The organism is Paenibacillus polymyxa M1 (genome assembly GCF_000237325.1).
Taxonomy (GTDB): domain Bacteria; phylum Bacillota; class Bacilli; order Paenibacillales; family Paenibacillaceae; genus Paenibacillus; species Paenibacillus polymyxa_C.
In genome coordinates this window covers 2,734,930-2,752,575 of sequence record NC_017542.1, presented here as the reverse complement: position 1 = coordinate 2,752,575, position 17,646 = coordinate 2,734,930, and the positions used below count along the sequence as shown (strand labels likewise).

At 51.1% G+C, this 17,646-nt stretch carries 1 protein-coding gene (only partly in view); it reads right to left on the bottom strand.

Annotated elements, in window-relative coordinates; all coding sequences use genetic code 11:
- Positions 1–17,646: the start of a non-ribosomal peptide synthase/polyketide synthase gene (locus tag PPM_RS12370; RefSeq protein WP_043921404.1), read on the bottom strand. It extends 24,606 nt beyond the left edge of the window; 17,646 of the gene's 42,252 nt are visible here — the first part of the coding sequence; the start codon lies at positions 17,644–17,646; its stop codon lies off the left edge, out of view.

Genomic DNA, 17,646 nt, shown 5'->3' with positions numbered 1-17,646 from the left:
TACGGACTCTCCCTGGATCGCCTGCTCGTAGCCTGTCGAGAAATCTTCAAACAGAATCCGCCACGACACTCCGTCCACCACCAAATGGTGAATGGCGATCAGCAGATGGTCGCCCTCCGCTGTGCGGAACCATCCGAGTTTCACCAAAGGTCCTGCGGACAGGTCCATGCTGCTTTGGATTTCCGTTGCCTTCGCTTCCAGCGCTTCCGCATAAGCGGCCCGTTCACGGTAATCCAAAGTTTCCAGTGTATATAACGTGCCTTCCTCTACATGGCGAGTCCAAGCTGTATAACCAGCGGAAGTCTGATGGAATACCGTACGCAGCGCATCATGATGCTTCACGAGGTGATCCATGGCTTGGCGAACCGCTGTCTCATCAAAACCCTCGGCGCGATAGAGCATAACCGCCTGATTAAAGTGCTGTGGACGCTCGCGCTCCTGCGCAAAGAACCAATGCTGGATCGGAAGTAGCGCCGTTTCCCCGCTGACTTCTTCCTGATCTGCCATACGACGGACCTCATGCATATGCGGTGCCAGGGCTTCAACGGTTGGATACTGGAACAAATCCTTCATGTCCAGCTTATAGCCAGCCTGGAACGCACGGGAGGCGATTTGGATCGCCTTGATCGAATCACCGCCCAGATCAAAGAAATTGTCCAAAATACCAACCGTCTGTAGTCCCAGTACCGACTGCCAGACCGCTACCAAAGCGCGTTCTTGCGCCGTACGCGGCTCGGCATAATCGACTCCAGTTTGCAGGCTGCCTTCCGGTGCCGGCAAGGCCTTGCGGTCGATTTTGCCATTCGGTGTCTGTGGCAGCTGTTCCAGTTGTACAAAGTAGGATGGCACCATGTAGCCTGGCAGCTCCCGTCCCAGCTCACTTCTTAGCTCGCTGGCCTCGACTACTTGTCCCGCGACATAGTAGGCCACCATGTGGTTTTGGCCCTTTTCGTCCGTACGGGCCACGACCACGGCTTCTCGTACCGATTCCACCTGGAGCAGCTGCGATTCGACCTCGCCCAGCTCAATCCGATAACCCCTGATTTTCACCTGATGATCGATCCGGCCCAGATATTCAATGTTGCCGTCCGGCATCCATCTCGCCAAATCGCCGGTGCGGTACATCCGTTCATAGCCTGCTTTGCCTCCGGCAAACGGGTTCTCTACAAATTTCTCGGCCGTCAGCTCCGGACGGTTCAGGTAACCTCTGGCTACGCCGACACCGCCGATGCACAGTTCCCCTGCCACACCAATCGGCTGCAATTGCTCCGTGCCTTCCTTCACGATATACAGACGGATATTTTGAATCGGTTTCCCGATCGGGATAACTGTATATTCCTCATCCGGATCGCAATCAAAGTACGATACGTCCACCGTCGCTTCGGTTGGGCCGTACAGGTTGATCAGCTTCGCTCCGGTCAGGCTCGATACGAGCCGCTGGAACCGGGCCACATGTTGTGGCGGCAACGCTTCACCACTGGCAAAGACATGGCGCAGTGTGCCCAGCTTCGCTTGCATCACTTCCCGTGGCTGCTGCTCAACGTACTCCAGGAACGCATGCAGCATGGCTGGAACAAAGTGCATCGTGCTCACGCCATCGCGGGCAATCGTGTCGACGATATCTTCCGGGTTCTTTTCCCCGCCCACGGACAGCAGGCTTACCTTCGAGCCGACCATCGACCACCAGAACAGCTCCCACACCGACACGTCGAAGGTGAAGGCGGTCTTTTGCAGGATCGTATCTTCCGCACTCAAGCCGTACCGATCATGCATCCACAAAATCCGGTTCAGCACGGAATAGTGTTCCACCATCACGCCCTTCGGTTTTCCCGTGGAGCCAGAGGTATAAATGACATAGGCGACATGGTGCGATCCAGCCAGTGGCTCCAGATTCGAGCCATCTTCGTGATAGATGTCCTCGTGATCCAGTATCAGCACCTGGCCGTCGAAACTCAGCGATGCTTGCTCCGCCAGATGCGATTGCGTCAGCACCAGCTTCGCGCCTGAGTCCTCCAGCATAAAGCGGATGCGGTCGGCCGGATATTCCGGATCAATCGGCACATAGGCTCCGCCTGCCTTCAGGATCGCATAGATGCCTACGATCATGTCCAGTGAACGGTGGACCAGAATGCCTACCGGCTGATCCGGTTCAACCCCTTCGGCACGCAAGGTGCGTGCGAGACGGTTGGCTCGCTCATTCAGCTCTGCGTAGGTCAACGATTCCGCTCCGCACAACACCGCCACTTGCTCCGGCGTGTTCGCTGCCTGCTGCTCGAATAATGCGCTTAGCGTTTGATCCTGCGGATAGGCTGCCGCCGTATCTCCCCACACCTGAACGATCTGTGTCTGCTCTTCCGGTGTCACCAATTCCAGCTCATTCACATGGATATGCGGATTGTCCACGATTTGTCCGATGACGTGGTTGATATGACCATAGATACGCTCCACTGCAGACCGGTTATACACCAGCGCATTGTATTCAAACAGGATAGAGATATCCTCATCAGGTACGACAATCAGATTAAAATCGTAGTTGGTTTGCTCTGCAAGTGCCACATTGGCAATAGAGAAGCCTGTTTGTGCCTTTGTCTCGCCGGAACCGCCCATCTGCTTCATCTGCTGCCCGATTGGGTAGTTTTCAAAGACCATGATGTGATGAATTAGGTCTTGTTTTTGTTCAGTCAGTGCCTGAATGTCGTACAGCGGGAACGTATCATAGACACTGGAGGCCAAAGCCTGTTCCTGTGTACGCTGCAATACTTCAGCAAATGTAGCATCCGGTGCACTGCATATCCGTACCGGAATCGTGTTGATAAACAAACCGATCATGTTCTCTACGCCTGCAATTTCTGCCGGACGACCGGATACAACACTACCAAACACAACATCCTGATTATTATTGTATTTCTGTAAAATAACGCCCCAAACGCTCTGCAGCAATGTGTTAATCGTTACATGTTGTTGCTTGGCAATTCGGTTTAATGTGGCACTCCGTTCTTTACCCAACATAAATGGCAGCTTTTCCGAAACATAACCGGAATTTGAACTTCCACCGCTTCTGTCTGTATCTTCATCGCGTTCTACTACAGAAGCTTGCACGTTCTCACTAGGCAACAATGTTTGCTGCTCAAAACCTGCCAAATAGTTACTCCAATAACGGGTCGCTTCCCGTGCATCTTGATGTTCCAACCATTCGATATAGTCACTATACGGCTTGACAGGTGCGAGCTCTGGCTGCTTATTCTCCAGCAAGGCAACATATGCACCAAACACTTCGTCCGTCATCAGGGACAGGCACCAGCCGTCCATCACAATATGATGGAAGCTCCATACAAAACGGTATGAGCGATCACCCGTGCGGAAGACAGCTACGCGCATGAGCGCATCCTTGCTTAAATCAAAGCCTCGAGCTTTGTCCTGGGCCACAAATTCAGCTACAGCCTGTTCACACCCTCTGACATCCTCATAAAAGAAGCTCGGATTTTTATGACGATAGACAATCTGCAACGGTTGACCATGCCAGCCACTATAGAAATTCGTCCGTAATATAGCATGTCGACTAACCAGCAGCTTCAAGCTTTCCTCGAATATAGACGGTGTAAAGTAGCCCTCAAGATCAAAGGTCGCCTGCTCAAAATACACGCCTGTTTCTGCATTCATCAAACTGTGGAACAGCATACCCTTTTGCATTGGCGTTAGCGGGTACACATTTTCCAATTCCCCAAGCGTCTTTGTCTGCTCCTTAATCGTATCTAATTGCTCCAGGGTCAGACCTTTAAACAGTACATCACTTGGAGTCAATTCGGTCCGCTCCCGTGTGACACAATGCTCGATCATTTCAAGCAGATTGGATTTCAACAGATCAGCCAGCATCTGCACGGTGTCCTTACGGAAGGCTTTTCCGTTATACCGAATCTCCAGTTCCAGGATGCCGTTCGTTACGATTCCGCTCACTTCGAGCGCATATTTCATCTTCGTACGGTCACTAATGACCGATCCCATCGAGTAAGGAGACATACGGATATCGCTGTTTTGCAAGTCCTGATCAAACTGTCCGAGATAGTTAAAGCTTACTTGTGGCTCGGCAAAAGCTTGATGTTGACCAACGGCTTGACCAGATTCATTCAAATATCTCCAAATTCCATAGCCAATTCCTTTATTAGGAATATGACGCAGACTCTCTTTGACCTGTTTGATGCATTCCGACAAAGCGTGATCACGGCCGATGTCAAGCCATACCGGATATTGACTCGTAAACCAGCCTACTGTACGAGAAAGGTCCGTATCCGGCAAAATGTTCTCACGTCCGTGTCCCTCTAAATGAATCAGACTGCGTTCATGACCCGTCCACGTGTACAGCGTCATGCCCAATGCGGTCAGCAGCAGATCGTTCACTTCCGTGTTATATGCGCGGTGTGCTTGCTTCAATAGTTTTTCTGTCTCTTCCTCCGTAAGCTGGAAGACCACTGTATCCGTGTCAGCTAGGGTAAACGGTTCAGCCTGCCCTTGATCCTCAGGCAAACGTACTTGGTCTAACAAAGCGGCTGCATTCCATTCTTCCCAGTAGGCGTGTTCACTTTCCATGGCTGCGCTATTCGCATAGGTGGAAAGTTTTTGTGACCAGGAACGGAATGATTCCGTTTTGTCTGGTAACTGGAGCGCCTCTTCACGGATGGCCTGTTCATAAGCTACAGCCAAATCCTCGAACAAAATACGCCATGATACCCCGTCCACGACCAAATGGTGAATTGCCATCAGGAGATGATCCCCGTCTGCACAGTGGAACAAGCCAGCCTTTAACAGCGGCCCTTCTTGCAGTTGAATACTGCTTTGAATTTCACTGGCTTTCGTCTCAATTGCCGTGCTGAGCATGACTTCATCCGTCAAATTGCTAAAGTCCAGCACATCCAGGTGGTACAGCTCGCCCTCCTGTATTCCGCGGTTCCATGCTTGGTAGCCTTGCTCGGTCTTGCTGAACACCATCCGCAGTGCATCATGGTGCGCTGCTAGTTTGCCAAGTGCCTGACGCAGAGCAGACTCATCAAAACCCTGCTCCCGGTGCAGCATAACCGCCTGATTAAAGTGATGCACGTCTACTTGCTCCTGTGCAAAGAACCCGTGCTGGATCGGAAGCAAAGTCGTTTCTCCAGTTACTTCTCCCTGATCTATCATACGACTTGTCTCATGCATATGCGGTGCCAGTGTTGCAACGGTTGGATAGCGGAACAAATCTTTCATGTCCAGCTTGTAGCCTACCTGGAACGCACGCGACACGATTTGAATCGCCTTGATGGAATCGCCGCCCAGGTCAAAGAAATTGTCCAAAGTACCTACAGTTGGCACGCCCAGGACGGACTGCCAGATCGCTACGAGTGCTCGTTCCGTTACAGTGCGTGGCACTGCATAATCCGCACCGCTGTGCAGACTGCCTTCCGGTGCAGGCAGTGCCTTGCGGTCGATTTTACCGTTCGGTGTCAGCGGCATCTGCTCCAACCAGATGAAATACGACGGCACCATATAGCTTGGCAGCTCTTGTCCCAGCTCCTGCCTCAGCTCATTAGCTCCAAGCTCTTGACTCGCCACGTAGTACGCCACTAGCTGGGTTTGACCCGTTTCGTCCGTGCGGGCCATGATGACCGCTTCTTGTACGGACTCCATCTGCAGCAGCTGCGATTCGATCTCGCCCAGTTCGATCCGGTAGCCTCTGATTTTCACTTGATGGTCCATCCGACCCAAATATTCAATGTTGCCATCCGGCATCCATCTTGCCAAATCGCCTGTACGATACATCCGCTCATGGTCTGCCTTGTCACCAGCAAACGGATTATTTACAAATTTCTCGGCCGTCAGTTCTTCACGTTTCCAATACCCACGGGCCAATCCTTCCCCGGCAATACATAACTCACCCGGCACACCGACTGGCTGCAACTCCCCATTCGCATTCATGATAAATATTTGGGTATTCGCGATAGGGCGTCCAATGTTGATTTGTTGAGCATGGGTCAGTTCCTGCACAGTCGACCAAACTGTCGTTTCTGTAGGTCCGTACATATTGTAAATACGGGGACCGTTTATTTCTTGCAGTGCTGCGAGCAGCTTGGACGGAAGAGCTTCGCCCCCGACCATAATTGCCTTCACGCCTTGCAGCGCGCGGGAGCCTGCTTCATGACCCAGCAGCATTTGCACCCGGGATGGTGTCATTTGCAACATCTCAATATGATGATGAGCAATCAAATCACCTAGTGCCTGAGGATTCACCTGATGCTGGCTGTCGCCAAGCACGACCGTCATTCCACCCAGCAGAGGCAAGATGGTTTCCAAGACAAAAATATCGAATGAAATGGTCGTCAGTGACAAAATGGTTTGGCTGGCTTCAAAGTCAATGACTTCGCGCATCCCTGTAATAAAATTGAGGACCGAGCGGTGCTGGAGCATAACTCCTTTCGGATTTCCAGTCGAACCAGACGTATAGATGACGTATGCCAAATGCTCTGGCTGAGCAACTGTCTCCAGGTTGCCGTTCTCTCCCTGATACAATTCTTTATCTTCAAGAAATATTGCATTGGCGTGGCAATGATGCTCTTCCAACAGATCACGACTGGTCAGAAGCACTGTGGCCTCGCTATCTTCCAGCATGTATGCAATACGAGAGGACGGAAATTCGGGATCAATTGGCACATAAGCACCACCTGCTTTTAGAACGGCCAGCAGACCTACGATCATTTCCACTGAGCGATGCACCATCAGGCCGACCAGTTTGTCAGGTTCTACTCCCTGTGCTTGAAGTATGCGTGCCAATGAGTTGGCCCGTTCATTCAGTTCCCGATAAGTCAGACTCTGATGTCCAAACACCAATGCCACCTGGTCTGGCGTATATTCTACCTGCTCCTCGAACAGCTGATGGATCGTCTGTTTGCATGGGAATGCACAAGCGGTGTCATTAAATGCCGCTGTAATCTGTTGTTTTTCCGCTGCTGTGAGTAGTTCCAGCTCTTCAACCCGAATATGCGGGTTGAGCGAAATTTGCTCCAGCAGACGTGCAAAATGCCCATATAGACGCTCAATACCTGCTTGATCAAAGCTGAGCGCGTTATACATAAAACGAATTTTAATGCCTTCTCCCGGCATAACGACGACGTTCAGATCGTAGTTGGTTTCCTCTGTAGACACCACATTCGAAATTGTGAAGGGCTCCTGTCCTTCACTGCCCAACTGCTCTACCTGTTGCTCCACCGGATAATTTTCAAATATCATAATATGATTGATTAAATCCTGTTTCTGCTCGGCCAGCGCCTGAATTTCATACAGCGGGAACGCATCGTAGGCATTGGAAGCCAGCGCCTGCTGCTGGGTTCGTTTCATCAGCTCGACAAAGGTTTCGCCTTGTTCAGACTGCACACGCACTGGAATGGTATTAATAAATAGCCCGATCATGTGCTCTACACCTGGAATATCCCCTGGGCGACCAGACACAACGCTGCCGAACACGACATCCGAACTATTGTTATATTTTTGCAACAAGACGCCCCATACCGTCTGAATCAGTGTGTTGATCGTGACCTGATTTTGCTTCGCCACCCGTTCAATCTGGGCAACCAGCTCTGGCTGGAATTCGCAATCCAGATCTTCAGCGATATATTCCCCGACGTGCATCGATTTAGGCTGTGTTTTTTGCTGAGGAAGCGTAATTTGCTGCTCATAGTCCGCCAAATACCCACTCCAGTATTGCAAGGCTGCCTCACGGTCCTGACGTTCCAGCCATTCAATAAATCGACTGAACGGCGTGACTGGCTCCAGTACTGGCTCCCCTCCCGCACGCAGTGCCAGATAGCTACCGAATACCTCCTGTGTCATAAAGGACAAGCACCAGCCATCCATCAAAATGTGATGGAAGCTCCAGATAAAGTGATACGTTTCATCCCCGGTTTGCAGGATGGAGATACGAATGAGTGCGCCCTCTGCGAGATTGAATCCTTTCGCTTTATCGGCAAGGGTAAAAGCTTCAACTTGAGCTTTTCGTTCCTCTTTTTCCAGTCCGCGCAGGTCTTCATAGTATAATTGTCCGCTACGATTGCGGAAAACGACCTGTACAGGCTCATCCTTCCAGGAGTTGATAAAGTTCGTCCGCAATGCCTCATGACGCTGCACGAGCAAATCAAAACTTTTACCGAAAGTAACCACATCGAAGCGTCCGTTCAACTCAAAGGTGGCCTGCTCAAAATAAGCCGCCGAATTCTCATCCATCAGGCTGTAGAAGAGCATCCCCTTTTGCATCGGCGTTAAGGCATACACATTTTCCAGCTCGCCCAGATCTCGCGTATCTTCCACCAATTGCTCCAGCTCATCCAGCGTTACATGGTTTAACAGGACATCACTTGGGGTTAGCATCGTTCTTTCTTGGGCAACACAGTGATGAATCACCTCACGCAAGCTGGATGCCAGCAGCTCTCCAAGCCGTTCAATCGTTTCATGACGGAACTGCGTTGTGCCGTAGCGAATCGTGAACATCAACTCGCCATCTTCGATTACTCCATTGATATCCAGCGCAAAATCCATAGTCGCGTTCGTGCTGACAGGCACACCGATAGAATAGGCGGAAGGCTGTAGATCATTGCCTTTATAATCCTGATCGAATTGGCCCAAGTAGTTAAAACTGATCTCAGGCTGAGCCTGTAACCGCACGCCTGCTTTCTCCAGCATATTCATATCCGACAGGTATCGTAAAATACCGTAGCCGATGCCTTTTTGCGGAATATGACGCAGCCCTTCCTTGATCCTTTTGATCAGACGAGCGGTATGTCCCCCTTGTCCCAAACTTCCATCCAGTACAACCGGGAACTGGCTCGTAAACCAGCCGACCGTGCGCGTAATATCCACATCCGGTACAATGGCTTCCCGTCCATGGCCCTCCAGATTGACCAGCACCCGTTCGGAACCAGACCAGTCATAGACTGCTTTTCCGAGCGCAGCCAGCAACAGGTCATTCATTTCCGTGTTGTACGCGCGATGAGCTTGTTTGAGCAGCTGCTCGGTTTCCTGCTTCGTCCAGCGGACCGTCACAACCTCACTGTCTCCAAGCCGTGCATTGTCATTTGCAAAATCCTTCGGCAAAGGCTTCACAAGGCTAGCTTCTGCTTGTTCGATATGCTGCCAGTAAGCAAGCTCCCGCTCCATCGTCGCACTGCTGGCATAGGCTGACAGCTGTTTGGCCCATACCTGGAATGAATCTGTTTTATGCGGCAGTCGGATCGCTGTGCCGGTTTGACCTGCAACAGCCTGCTCATAACCGGATGCCAAATCTTCCAGTAAAATACGCCACGATACACCGTCCACAACCAAATGATGAATGACGATTAGCAAATGGTCGCCCTCAGCGCAGTGAAACAGACCAAGCTTCACAAGTGGACCCTCACTCAAATGAATGCTCTCTTGAATTTCACTCGCCTTGGCTTCAACAGCGGTGGATTCGTCTTCCACTGCGCTGAAATCTACAATGTCCAGCGTGTATAGCTCGCCTTCCGCTACACTGCGGTTCCAAGCGACATAGCCCTGCTCCGTCTCACGGAATACCGTGCGCAATGCGTCATGATGCTGGACCATACGGTCCATCGTACGGCGCAACGCGTCGACGTCAAAGCGCCCAGCTCGATACAGCATCATCGCCTGGTTGCTGTGGTGCAGGTCGGCCGGCTGCTGCTCGAAGAACCATCGCTGAATAGGTGTCAGTTCCACCGGGCCTACTGCCTCTTCCTGACTGGCCATCTTGACATCTGTACGAAGCAAAGGACTGAGTGCTGCTACTGTCGGATTACTAAAGAGGTCTTTCATGTTCAATCGATAGCCTGCTTGCAGCAAGCGAGACGAGACTTGCAGTGCTTTGATCGAATCGCCACCCAGCTCAAAGAAGTTATCCTGCGTGCCTACGGCTTCCACGCCCAGTACTCCAGCCCATACCGCAGCCAGTACTTGCTCCACCTGGGTACGCGGGGCTACATAGCCTGCTCCCGTATAGATGCTGCCTTCCGGCTCCGGCAAGGCCTTGCGGTCGATTTTGCCGTTGCTGGTCAGCGGGATGGTCTCCAGTCGCATCAGACGTGTAGGCACCATGTGTGCTGGCAGTCCGGCTTCCAGCTCGGTCTGTACTTCCTCCATCCGCAGCTCGGCTTCTCCCGTGATGTATCCGCACAAATATTTGTTTCCACGCTCGTCCGTCCGGTCGATGACTACGGCTTGACGCACACCTGGCACTCGCTGGATCGCCGTTTCAATCTCGCCCAGCTCAATCCGGTATCCCCGGATTTTGACCTGGTAGTCCATCCGGCCGATAAAGTCCACATTACCGTCCGGCATCCACCGCGCCAAATCGCCTGTGCGATACAAACGTTCCCCCGGTACGTAAGGGTTCGCTACGAATTTCTCGGCGGTCAGGTCCGCACGGTTCAGGTACCCCCGTGCCACGCCAGCACCGCCAATGCACAGCTCACCCAGTACACCGATCGGCACCGGATTCAGCTGGCTGTCCACGATGTAGAAGCGTGCGTTCAGCCACGCTTGGCCAATCGGCACATGGCCACTGCTTGGCAACTTCGACAGCTCTTCGTCATAGAAGCTGGAGTCAATCGCCGCTTCCGTGACGCCGTAGCTGTTGATCATGCGGATATCTGCGCCAAACCGTTCTTGCAGCACCCGGTAGTCCGTCACGCTGCAGCTATCCGAGCTGGTGATCAGCAGTTCCATGTTGCTCATGTCCAGCCCCTGTTCATGCACATGCTGCATAAACGGTACGATCAAGGCCGGAGTCGATTCGAACACGGTAATCTGATAATCACGAATCCATCCGTACAAACGGCTTGGATCAATGCGATCATCTTTCGGACAGATAACCATCGTGCCGCCGTTATAAAGCGTCCGTGCAATATCGCCGACGAACACGTCGAAGGAAAAGCTGGCCAGTTGCAACAGTCGTACCGGGAACTGGTTCAGACGGTAATCCCGGCGATACGCCGCAGCCGTATTCACCAAGCTGCGATGTTCGATCATGACGCCTTTCGGACGTCCGGTTGTACCGGACGTATAGATCACATATGCCAAATCGTGTGGTTCATTGATAGGTTCAACATCCGTGGCATCCCCGGTGTACAGCGACTCATCGTCCAATGCCAATACGGTATGCAGACGCAGCCCTGTTGCTGGTTTGGATGCTTCTTCGCTGTCAGACTTCGAATCTAATTTCAAGCTTATGCCTTCACTCAGGCTGTCTCTTTCCATCGTTTCAGCGCCAGCCGCTGTTTTCAATTCACCCTCAGTCTGCCCTCCGACCAAGGCCTGCCGACTTGCCTCCAGCCAAACCTGTGCACACTCTTGCAAACCGGTTTGCGTTAGCAGCACCGTCGCACCACTGTCCTCGAGCATAAAGCGAATCCGTTCGGACGGATAATCCGCATCCAGCGGCACATATGCGCCTCCTGCTTTCCAGACCGCCAATACACCGACCAGCATGTCTACCGAGCGTTCGCTCAAAATACCCACAATGGACTCGCGTCCAATGCCCTCATTCCGCAATCTGCGAGCAAGCTGGTTTCCACGCTCGTTCAGCTCGCGGTACGTAAACTGCCGTTCCTCGTATACAACGGCCACGTGATCCGGCACAAGCTGTGCCTGTTCTTCCACATAGGCGTGGAACAACAAATTAGATTCTTTTTCATCAGTCCACGCAGCTACGCCTACTGATCCAAAACCATCGATGATTTTTGATTTTTCCGCAGCAGTCACCAATTGAAGCTCATCTACCCGTGCATCTGGTCTGTGAATCGCTTCTTCAATCATATGCAGCAAATGCTCACGGATTTGCTCTACAGCTGCACGTTCCAACACCTTCGCGTTGTACTCCAAATGGAAATGAATTTCATCACCCGGCACAACCGTAATGTTGAAATCATAGTTCGTTTGCTCTGACATGGAAGCATTGGCAATCGTAAAGCCATTCGCGCCACGGCTACCCATCTGCTCCATGCGCTGTTCCACCGGGTAGTTTTCAAACACGATAATATGGTTTACCAAGTCCTGTTTCTGCTCGGTCAGGGCCTGAATGTCATACAACGGATAGGTTTCATAGGCACGGGAAGCCAGTGCCTGCTCCTGGATCTGCTTCATCAGCCCAGCAAATGTCATATCTTTCTCACTGTGAATCCGTACAGGAACCGTATTAATGAACAACCCAATCATTTTGTCTATGCCCGGAATATCGGCTGATCTGCCAGATACGACACTGCCAAATACCACATCCCGGCTGTTGTTATACCGCTGCAGCACAACGCCCCACGCTGCTTGCAAAAGTGTGTTGACCGTCACTTGCTTCTGCTTAACCAGCTTGTTCATCCGCTCCGTCACTTCACGGCCCAGTGTAAACGAAAGCTTGTCCGCTTCATATGCTTTAGCGTGACCGTCCAGCTGTTTGACCTGCGGCAATACCGTCTGCTGCTCAAAGCCCGCAAAATAATCACGCCAGAACCGTTCAGCCTCCGTCTTGTCCTGCCGATCCAGCCATTCAATATATTCGCTGTATGGTGTTACCGGGGCAAGCTCTGGCTTGCGGTCTTCGAGGATGGCAAAGTACGTATTAAATGCTTCCCCTACAACCAGGAACAAGCACCAGCCGTCCATCAAAATATGATGGAAGCTCCAAACAAAACGGTACAACTCCTCGCCTGTACGTAAAATAGACACCCGCATCAGCTCGCCTGAGCTGAAATGAAAGCCTTCGGCTTTGTCGCGCTCAGCAAAATCAGCAATGTATGCGTCCTGCTCTTCTTGTCCCATCAAGCGTATATCTTCAAAACGGAACCCGGCAGGTTTGTGGCGGTACACTACCTGTAAAGGCTGTTCATTCCAGCCGCTATAAAAATTCGTTCTGAATATTTGATGGCGCTCCACCAGTTGATTGAGGCTTTCGGCAAAAGCCTCCACTTGAAAGCTGCCTTGTAGATCAAATGTCGCCTGCTCAAAATATGCCCCGGATTGCGGCTCCATGAAGCCGTGGAACAGGATGCCTTTTTGCATGGGTGTTAACGAATAAATGTTTTCCAGTTCTCCCGCAGCAGCCGTCTGCTCTACAATATGATCCAGCTCTACAGCCGTCAGTCCTCGGAAGGACAAGTCGCTTGGGGTCAGCTCCGGCAGCTCTTTGCCCACACAGTGAGCCAATACCTCACGTAAACTCTCCTGAAGCAGATCAGCCAGCTTTTTGATTGATTTTTTCATGAACATTTTGTTGCTGTAGGTGATCGCCAGTTCCAGTGCACCGTCCGTGATCATACCGTTGATATCCAGCGCATACCGCTTGGTCAACGTGTCACTCATGGAAGCTCCGATGGAATAAGGTGACACGCGGAAAGCATTATTTTTCAAATCCTGATCAAATTGTCCAAGATAGTTAAAGCTGATTTCCGGCTCGGCAACAAAAGCTGCTTTCCCTTCTCCGTCAGCAAGATATCTCAAAATCCCGTATCCAATCCCTTTATGCGGCAAACGGCGCAGCCCTTCCTTGACGTTCTTGACACGCTGTCCCACATTCCGGTCCTCGCCCATATCCAGTACAACTGGGAATTGACTGGTAAACCAACCGACCGTGCGCGTAATATCCATATCCGGCAAAATGGCTTCCCGTCCATGACCCTCCAAGTTTACAAGCACCTGACGGATGCCTGCCCACTCCTGAATGGCGATGCCCAAAGCTGTCAGCAGCAGGTCGTTTGCTTCTGTATTGTAGGCCCGATGAGCTTGTTTCAAGAATTGTTCCGTTTCTTCGACCGTCCACGCTACGGTCAGTGTTCGATCATCCTGAAGCTGTCGCTTGGCCTGAGATTTATGAGTGTAATCCATAGGCAAGGATGCCAGACTCTTCCCTGCTTCCTCCACCTGCTCCCAATACGCACGTTCCTTCTCCAACGCGGTGCTGTTCGCATAAGCTGCCAGTTGATCTGCCCACAGGCGGAAAGAATCCGTCTTATTCGGCAAGCGAACAGACTCGCCCCGTAAAGCCTGCTCATAGCCGGATGCCAGATCCTCCAGCAAAATACGCCATGATACGCTGTCGACCACCAAATGGTGGATTGTCACCAACAAATGGTCTCCATCAGTACAACGGAACAGAGCGAGCTTTACCAGCGGTCCTTCAGACAAGTTTATGTTGTTTTGAATTTCAGTTGCTTTCGTTTCAATCTTCGTGCTCAGGGTGACTTCATCCGTCAAATCCCTAAAGTCCAGCACGTCCAGATGATACAGCTCGCCTTCCTGTATTCCGCGATTCCACGCTTGGTAGCCTTGCTCGGTCTTCCTGAACACCATCCGCAGTGCATCGTGGTGCTCCGTCAACTGGATTAACGCTTGATGCAAAGCAGCTTCGTCAAAGCCCTGCTCCCGGTGCAGCATAACCGCCTGATTAAAATGATGCGCGTCCACTTGCTCCTGTTCAAAGAACCAATGATGGATCGGAAGCAATGCCGTTTCCCCGCTCACTTCTCCCTGATCTGCCATACGACTTGTCATAAGTGGTGCCAATGCTGCGATGGTTGGACACCGAAGCAGATCCTTCATATCCAGCTTGTAGCCTGCCTGGAACGCACGGGATACGATTTGAATCGCCTTGATGGAATCGCCGCCCAGATCAAAGAAATTGTCCAAAATACCGACGGTTGGCACGCCCAGGACGGACTGCCAGATCGTTGCGAGTGCCTGTTCCCGCGCAGTATGGGGCGCTTCATAATCCGCTCCGCTTTGCTGACTGCCTTCCGGTGCTGGCAGGGACTTGCGGTCGATTTTACCGTTCGGTGTCAACGGCATCTGCTCCAACTGAATGAAATACGACGGCACCATATAGCTTGGTAGCTCCCGCCCCAGCTCACTTCTCAGTTTACTGGCTTCCATTGCTTGACTGGCCACATAGTATGCCACCATTTGTTTTTGGCCCGTTGTTTCGTCCACACGAGCCACGACGGACGCTTCTCGTACCGACTCCACCTGCAATAGCTGCGATTCGATCTCGCCCAGTTCGATCCGGTAGCCCCGGATTTTCACCTGGTGATCCATCCGTCCCAAATATTCAATGTTGCCGTCCAGTGTCCATCTCGCCAAATCGCCTGTACGGTACATCCGTTCATAACCTGCTTTATCTCCGGCAAACGGATTATTTACAAATTTCTCTGCCGTCAGATCTTCCAGATTCCAATACCCACGGGCCAAGCCTTCCCCTGCTATACATAACTCGCCCGGCACACCGACTGGCTGCAATTCCCCACTCGCATTGATGATATATATTTGGGTATTCGCGATGGGACGTCCTATATTAATTTCTTGAGCATGAGTCAGTTCCTGTACGGTCGACCAAACCGTCGTTTCTGTAGGTCCATACATGTTATAAATACGGGGGCCATTTATTTCTTGCAGTGCTGCGAGCAGCTTGGAAGGAAGGGCTTCACCTCCCACCATGATTTCCTTTACGCCCCGCAGCGCGCGGGAACCAGCTTCATGATCCAGCAGCATCTGCAGCCGGGATGGTGTCATTTGCAACATCTCAATAGAATGATGGGTAATCAACTCACCAAGCGCCTGAGGATCCACTTGATGCTGGTGATCGCCAAGCACAACCGTCATTCCAGCCAATAGCGGTAAGATAGTTTCCAAGACGAAAATATCGAATGAAATGGTCGTGAGTGACAAAATGGTTTTACCAGCTTCAAAGTCAATGATTTCACGCATCCCGGTAATAAAGTTGAGTACCGAACGATGCTGGAGCATAACTCCTTTCGGATTACCAGTCGATCCAGAGGTATAGATGACGTAAGCCAAATGCTCTGGGTGAGAAATCACCTCCAGGTTGCAGCTGTCTCCCTGATACAATTCTGCATCCTCAAGAAACATGGTATTGGCCTGACAATGGTGCTCTTCTGCCAAATCACGACTGGTCAGAAGCACTGCAGCCTTGCTGTCTTCCAGCATGTATTCAATACGAGATGACGGAAATTCGGGATCAATCGGCACATAAGCACCGCCTGCTTTTAGAACAGCCAGCAGGCCTACGATCATTTCCACTGAGCGCTGCATCATCAGGCCGACCAGCTTGTCAGGTCCTACTCCCTGTGCTTGAAGCATTCGTGCCAATGAATTCGACCGTTCATTCAGTTCCCGATAAGTCAGACTCTGACTTCCAAACATAACCGCTGTCTGATCTGGTGTACATTCTGCCTGTTTCTCGAATAGCTCATGAATCCCCACATCGTCTGGAAAGGGAACTGTGGTCGCATTAAATACATTCATAATTTGTGCCCGCTCTTTGTCACTCATCAGTGACAACTCCTGAATCCGCTGCTGTGGCCCTTTCACCATATGCTCTACCACACTCAAAAATTGGTGAATCATTCGGGCGATTTCCTGCTCGCTGAACAGCTCGGTCCGATAATCCAGTTGCAATACAAGTTTATCGTCATCCAGCATGTCAATCATGGCAATATCAAAGTCACTCACCGTATCTCCGCAGAAATCGGTATGCACCTGCTGAACAGCTTCATCAAAACGAGAGAAGCTCAGCGTACGGTACTGAATGGTAACGCCAAACAGGCGGCCAATATCCGTGCCGCTTTGTTGTTCACGCAAATCCTGTATGATTTTGTTATACGGATAACGCTGATGCCGCAAAATGGACGACTGCTCCTTGCCAACACCCTGTAGGAAAGTAAGCAGCTCGGATTCCGGCTCAACTTGCAAACGTGTAGCCACAGTGCTAACGAACATGCCCATTGTATTTTTTTCCTTCTTCAACGTACGGTTAGCATACAATGTACCAACCGTTAAATCTTGTTCACCTGTCGTTTTATGTAAATAAATATACAGAGCAGCCAGAAAAAATGTAAAAATACTGATGTTATGCGCCTCGCAAAAAGCCGTGACACCACGATATAATTCGTGCTCCAGTGTATAGGTCTCCCGGCGTGCAGCCGTGCTTACTGTGAGCGGATTGTACGATTTTAAACCTGTAACCTCCGGCAAATTGGCAAATTTCTCCGTCCAGTACATCTTATCCTTTTGATAGCGTTCTGATTGCTCATAGCTTTGCTCTGTCTGAATAAAATCGAGATATGAGTTCGCTGGGACCGGCGCATCTGAACCTGTACCATGCACAATATTCATATAATTTCCCGTAATTTCATTAATGGCCTGCTCCATGGTAACGCCGTCAGAAATAATATGATGCATCTTGAAACTAAACCAGGTATCTTCTGCCCCCAGCTGCAAAATAACAAACCGATACAGCTGCGAATCCAGTAAGGGGAACGGCTGTGCGTTATGATGGCTCACCCATAGCTCAGCTTCCTCCTGGGTTACCTGAAGGGTTTCTATGCTTTGAGTAGCAAACGGCTCAACATATTGATAGGGAATGCCGTCCCGAACCGTGATTTTGATACGAAAAGAATCATTTCGTGCAATAACCCGGTTCATTGCCTGCTGCAATGCATCTATGCGAACCGTTCCCTTGATTTTAACAGTAGTAATAATCGTAGACGTGTTGCGATTGGGATACACAAGCTCCGTGTACCAAATACGTTGCTGTGGCTGGCTTAATGCAAACAATTGAACATCGTGCTGAGTCAT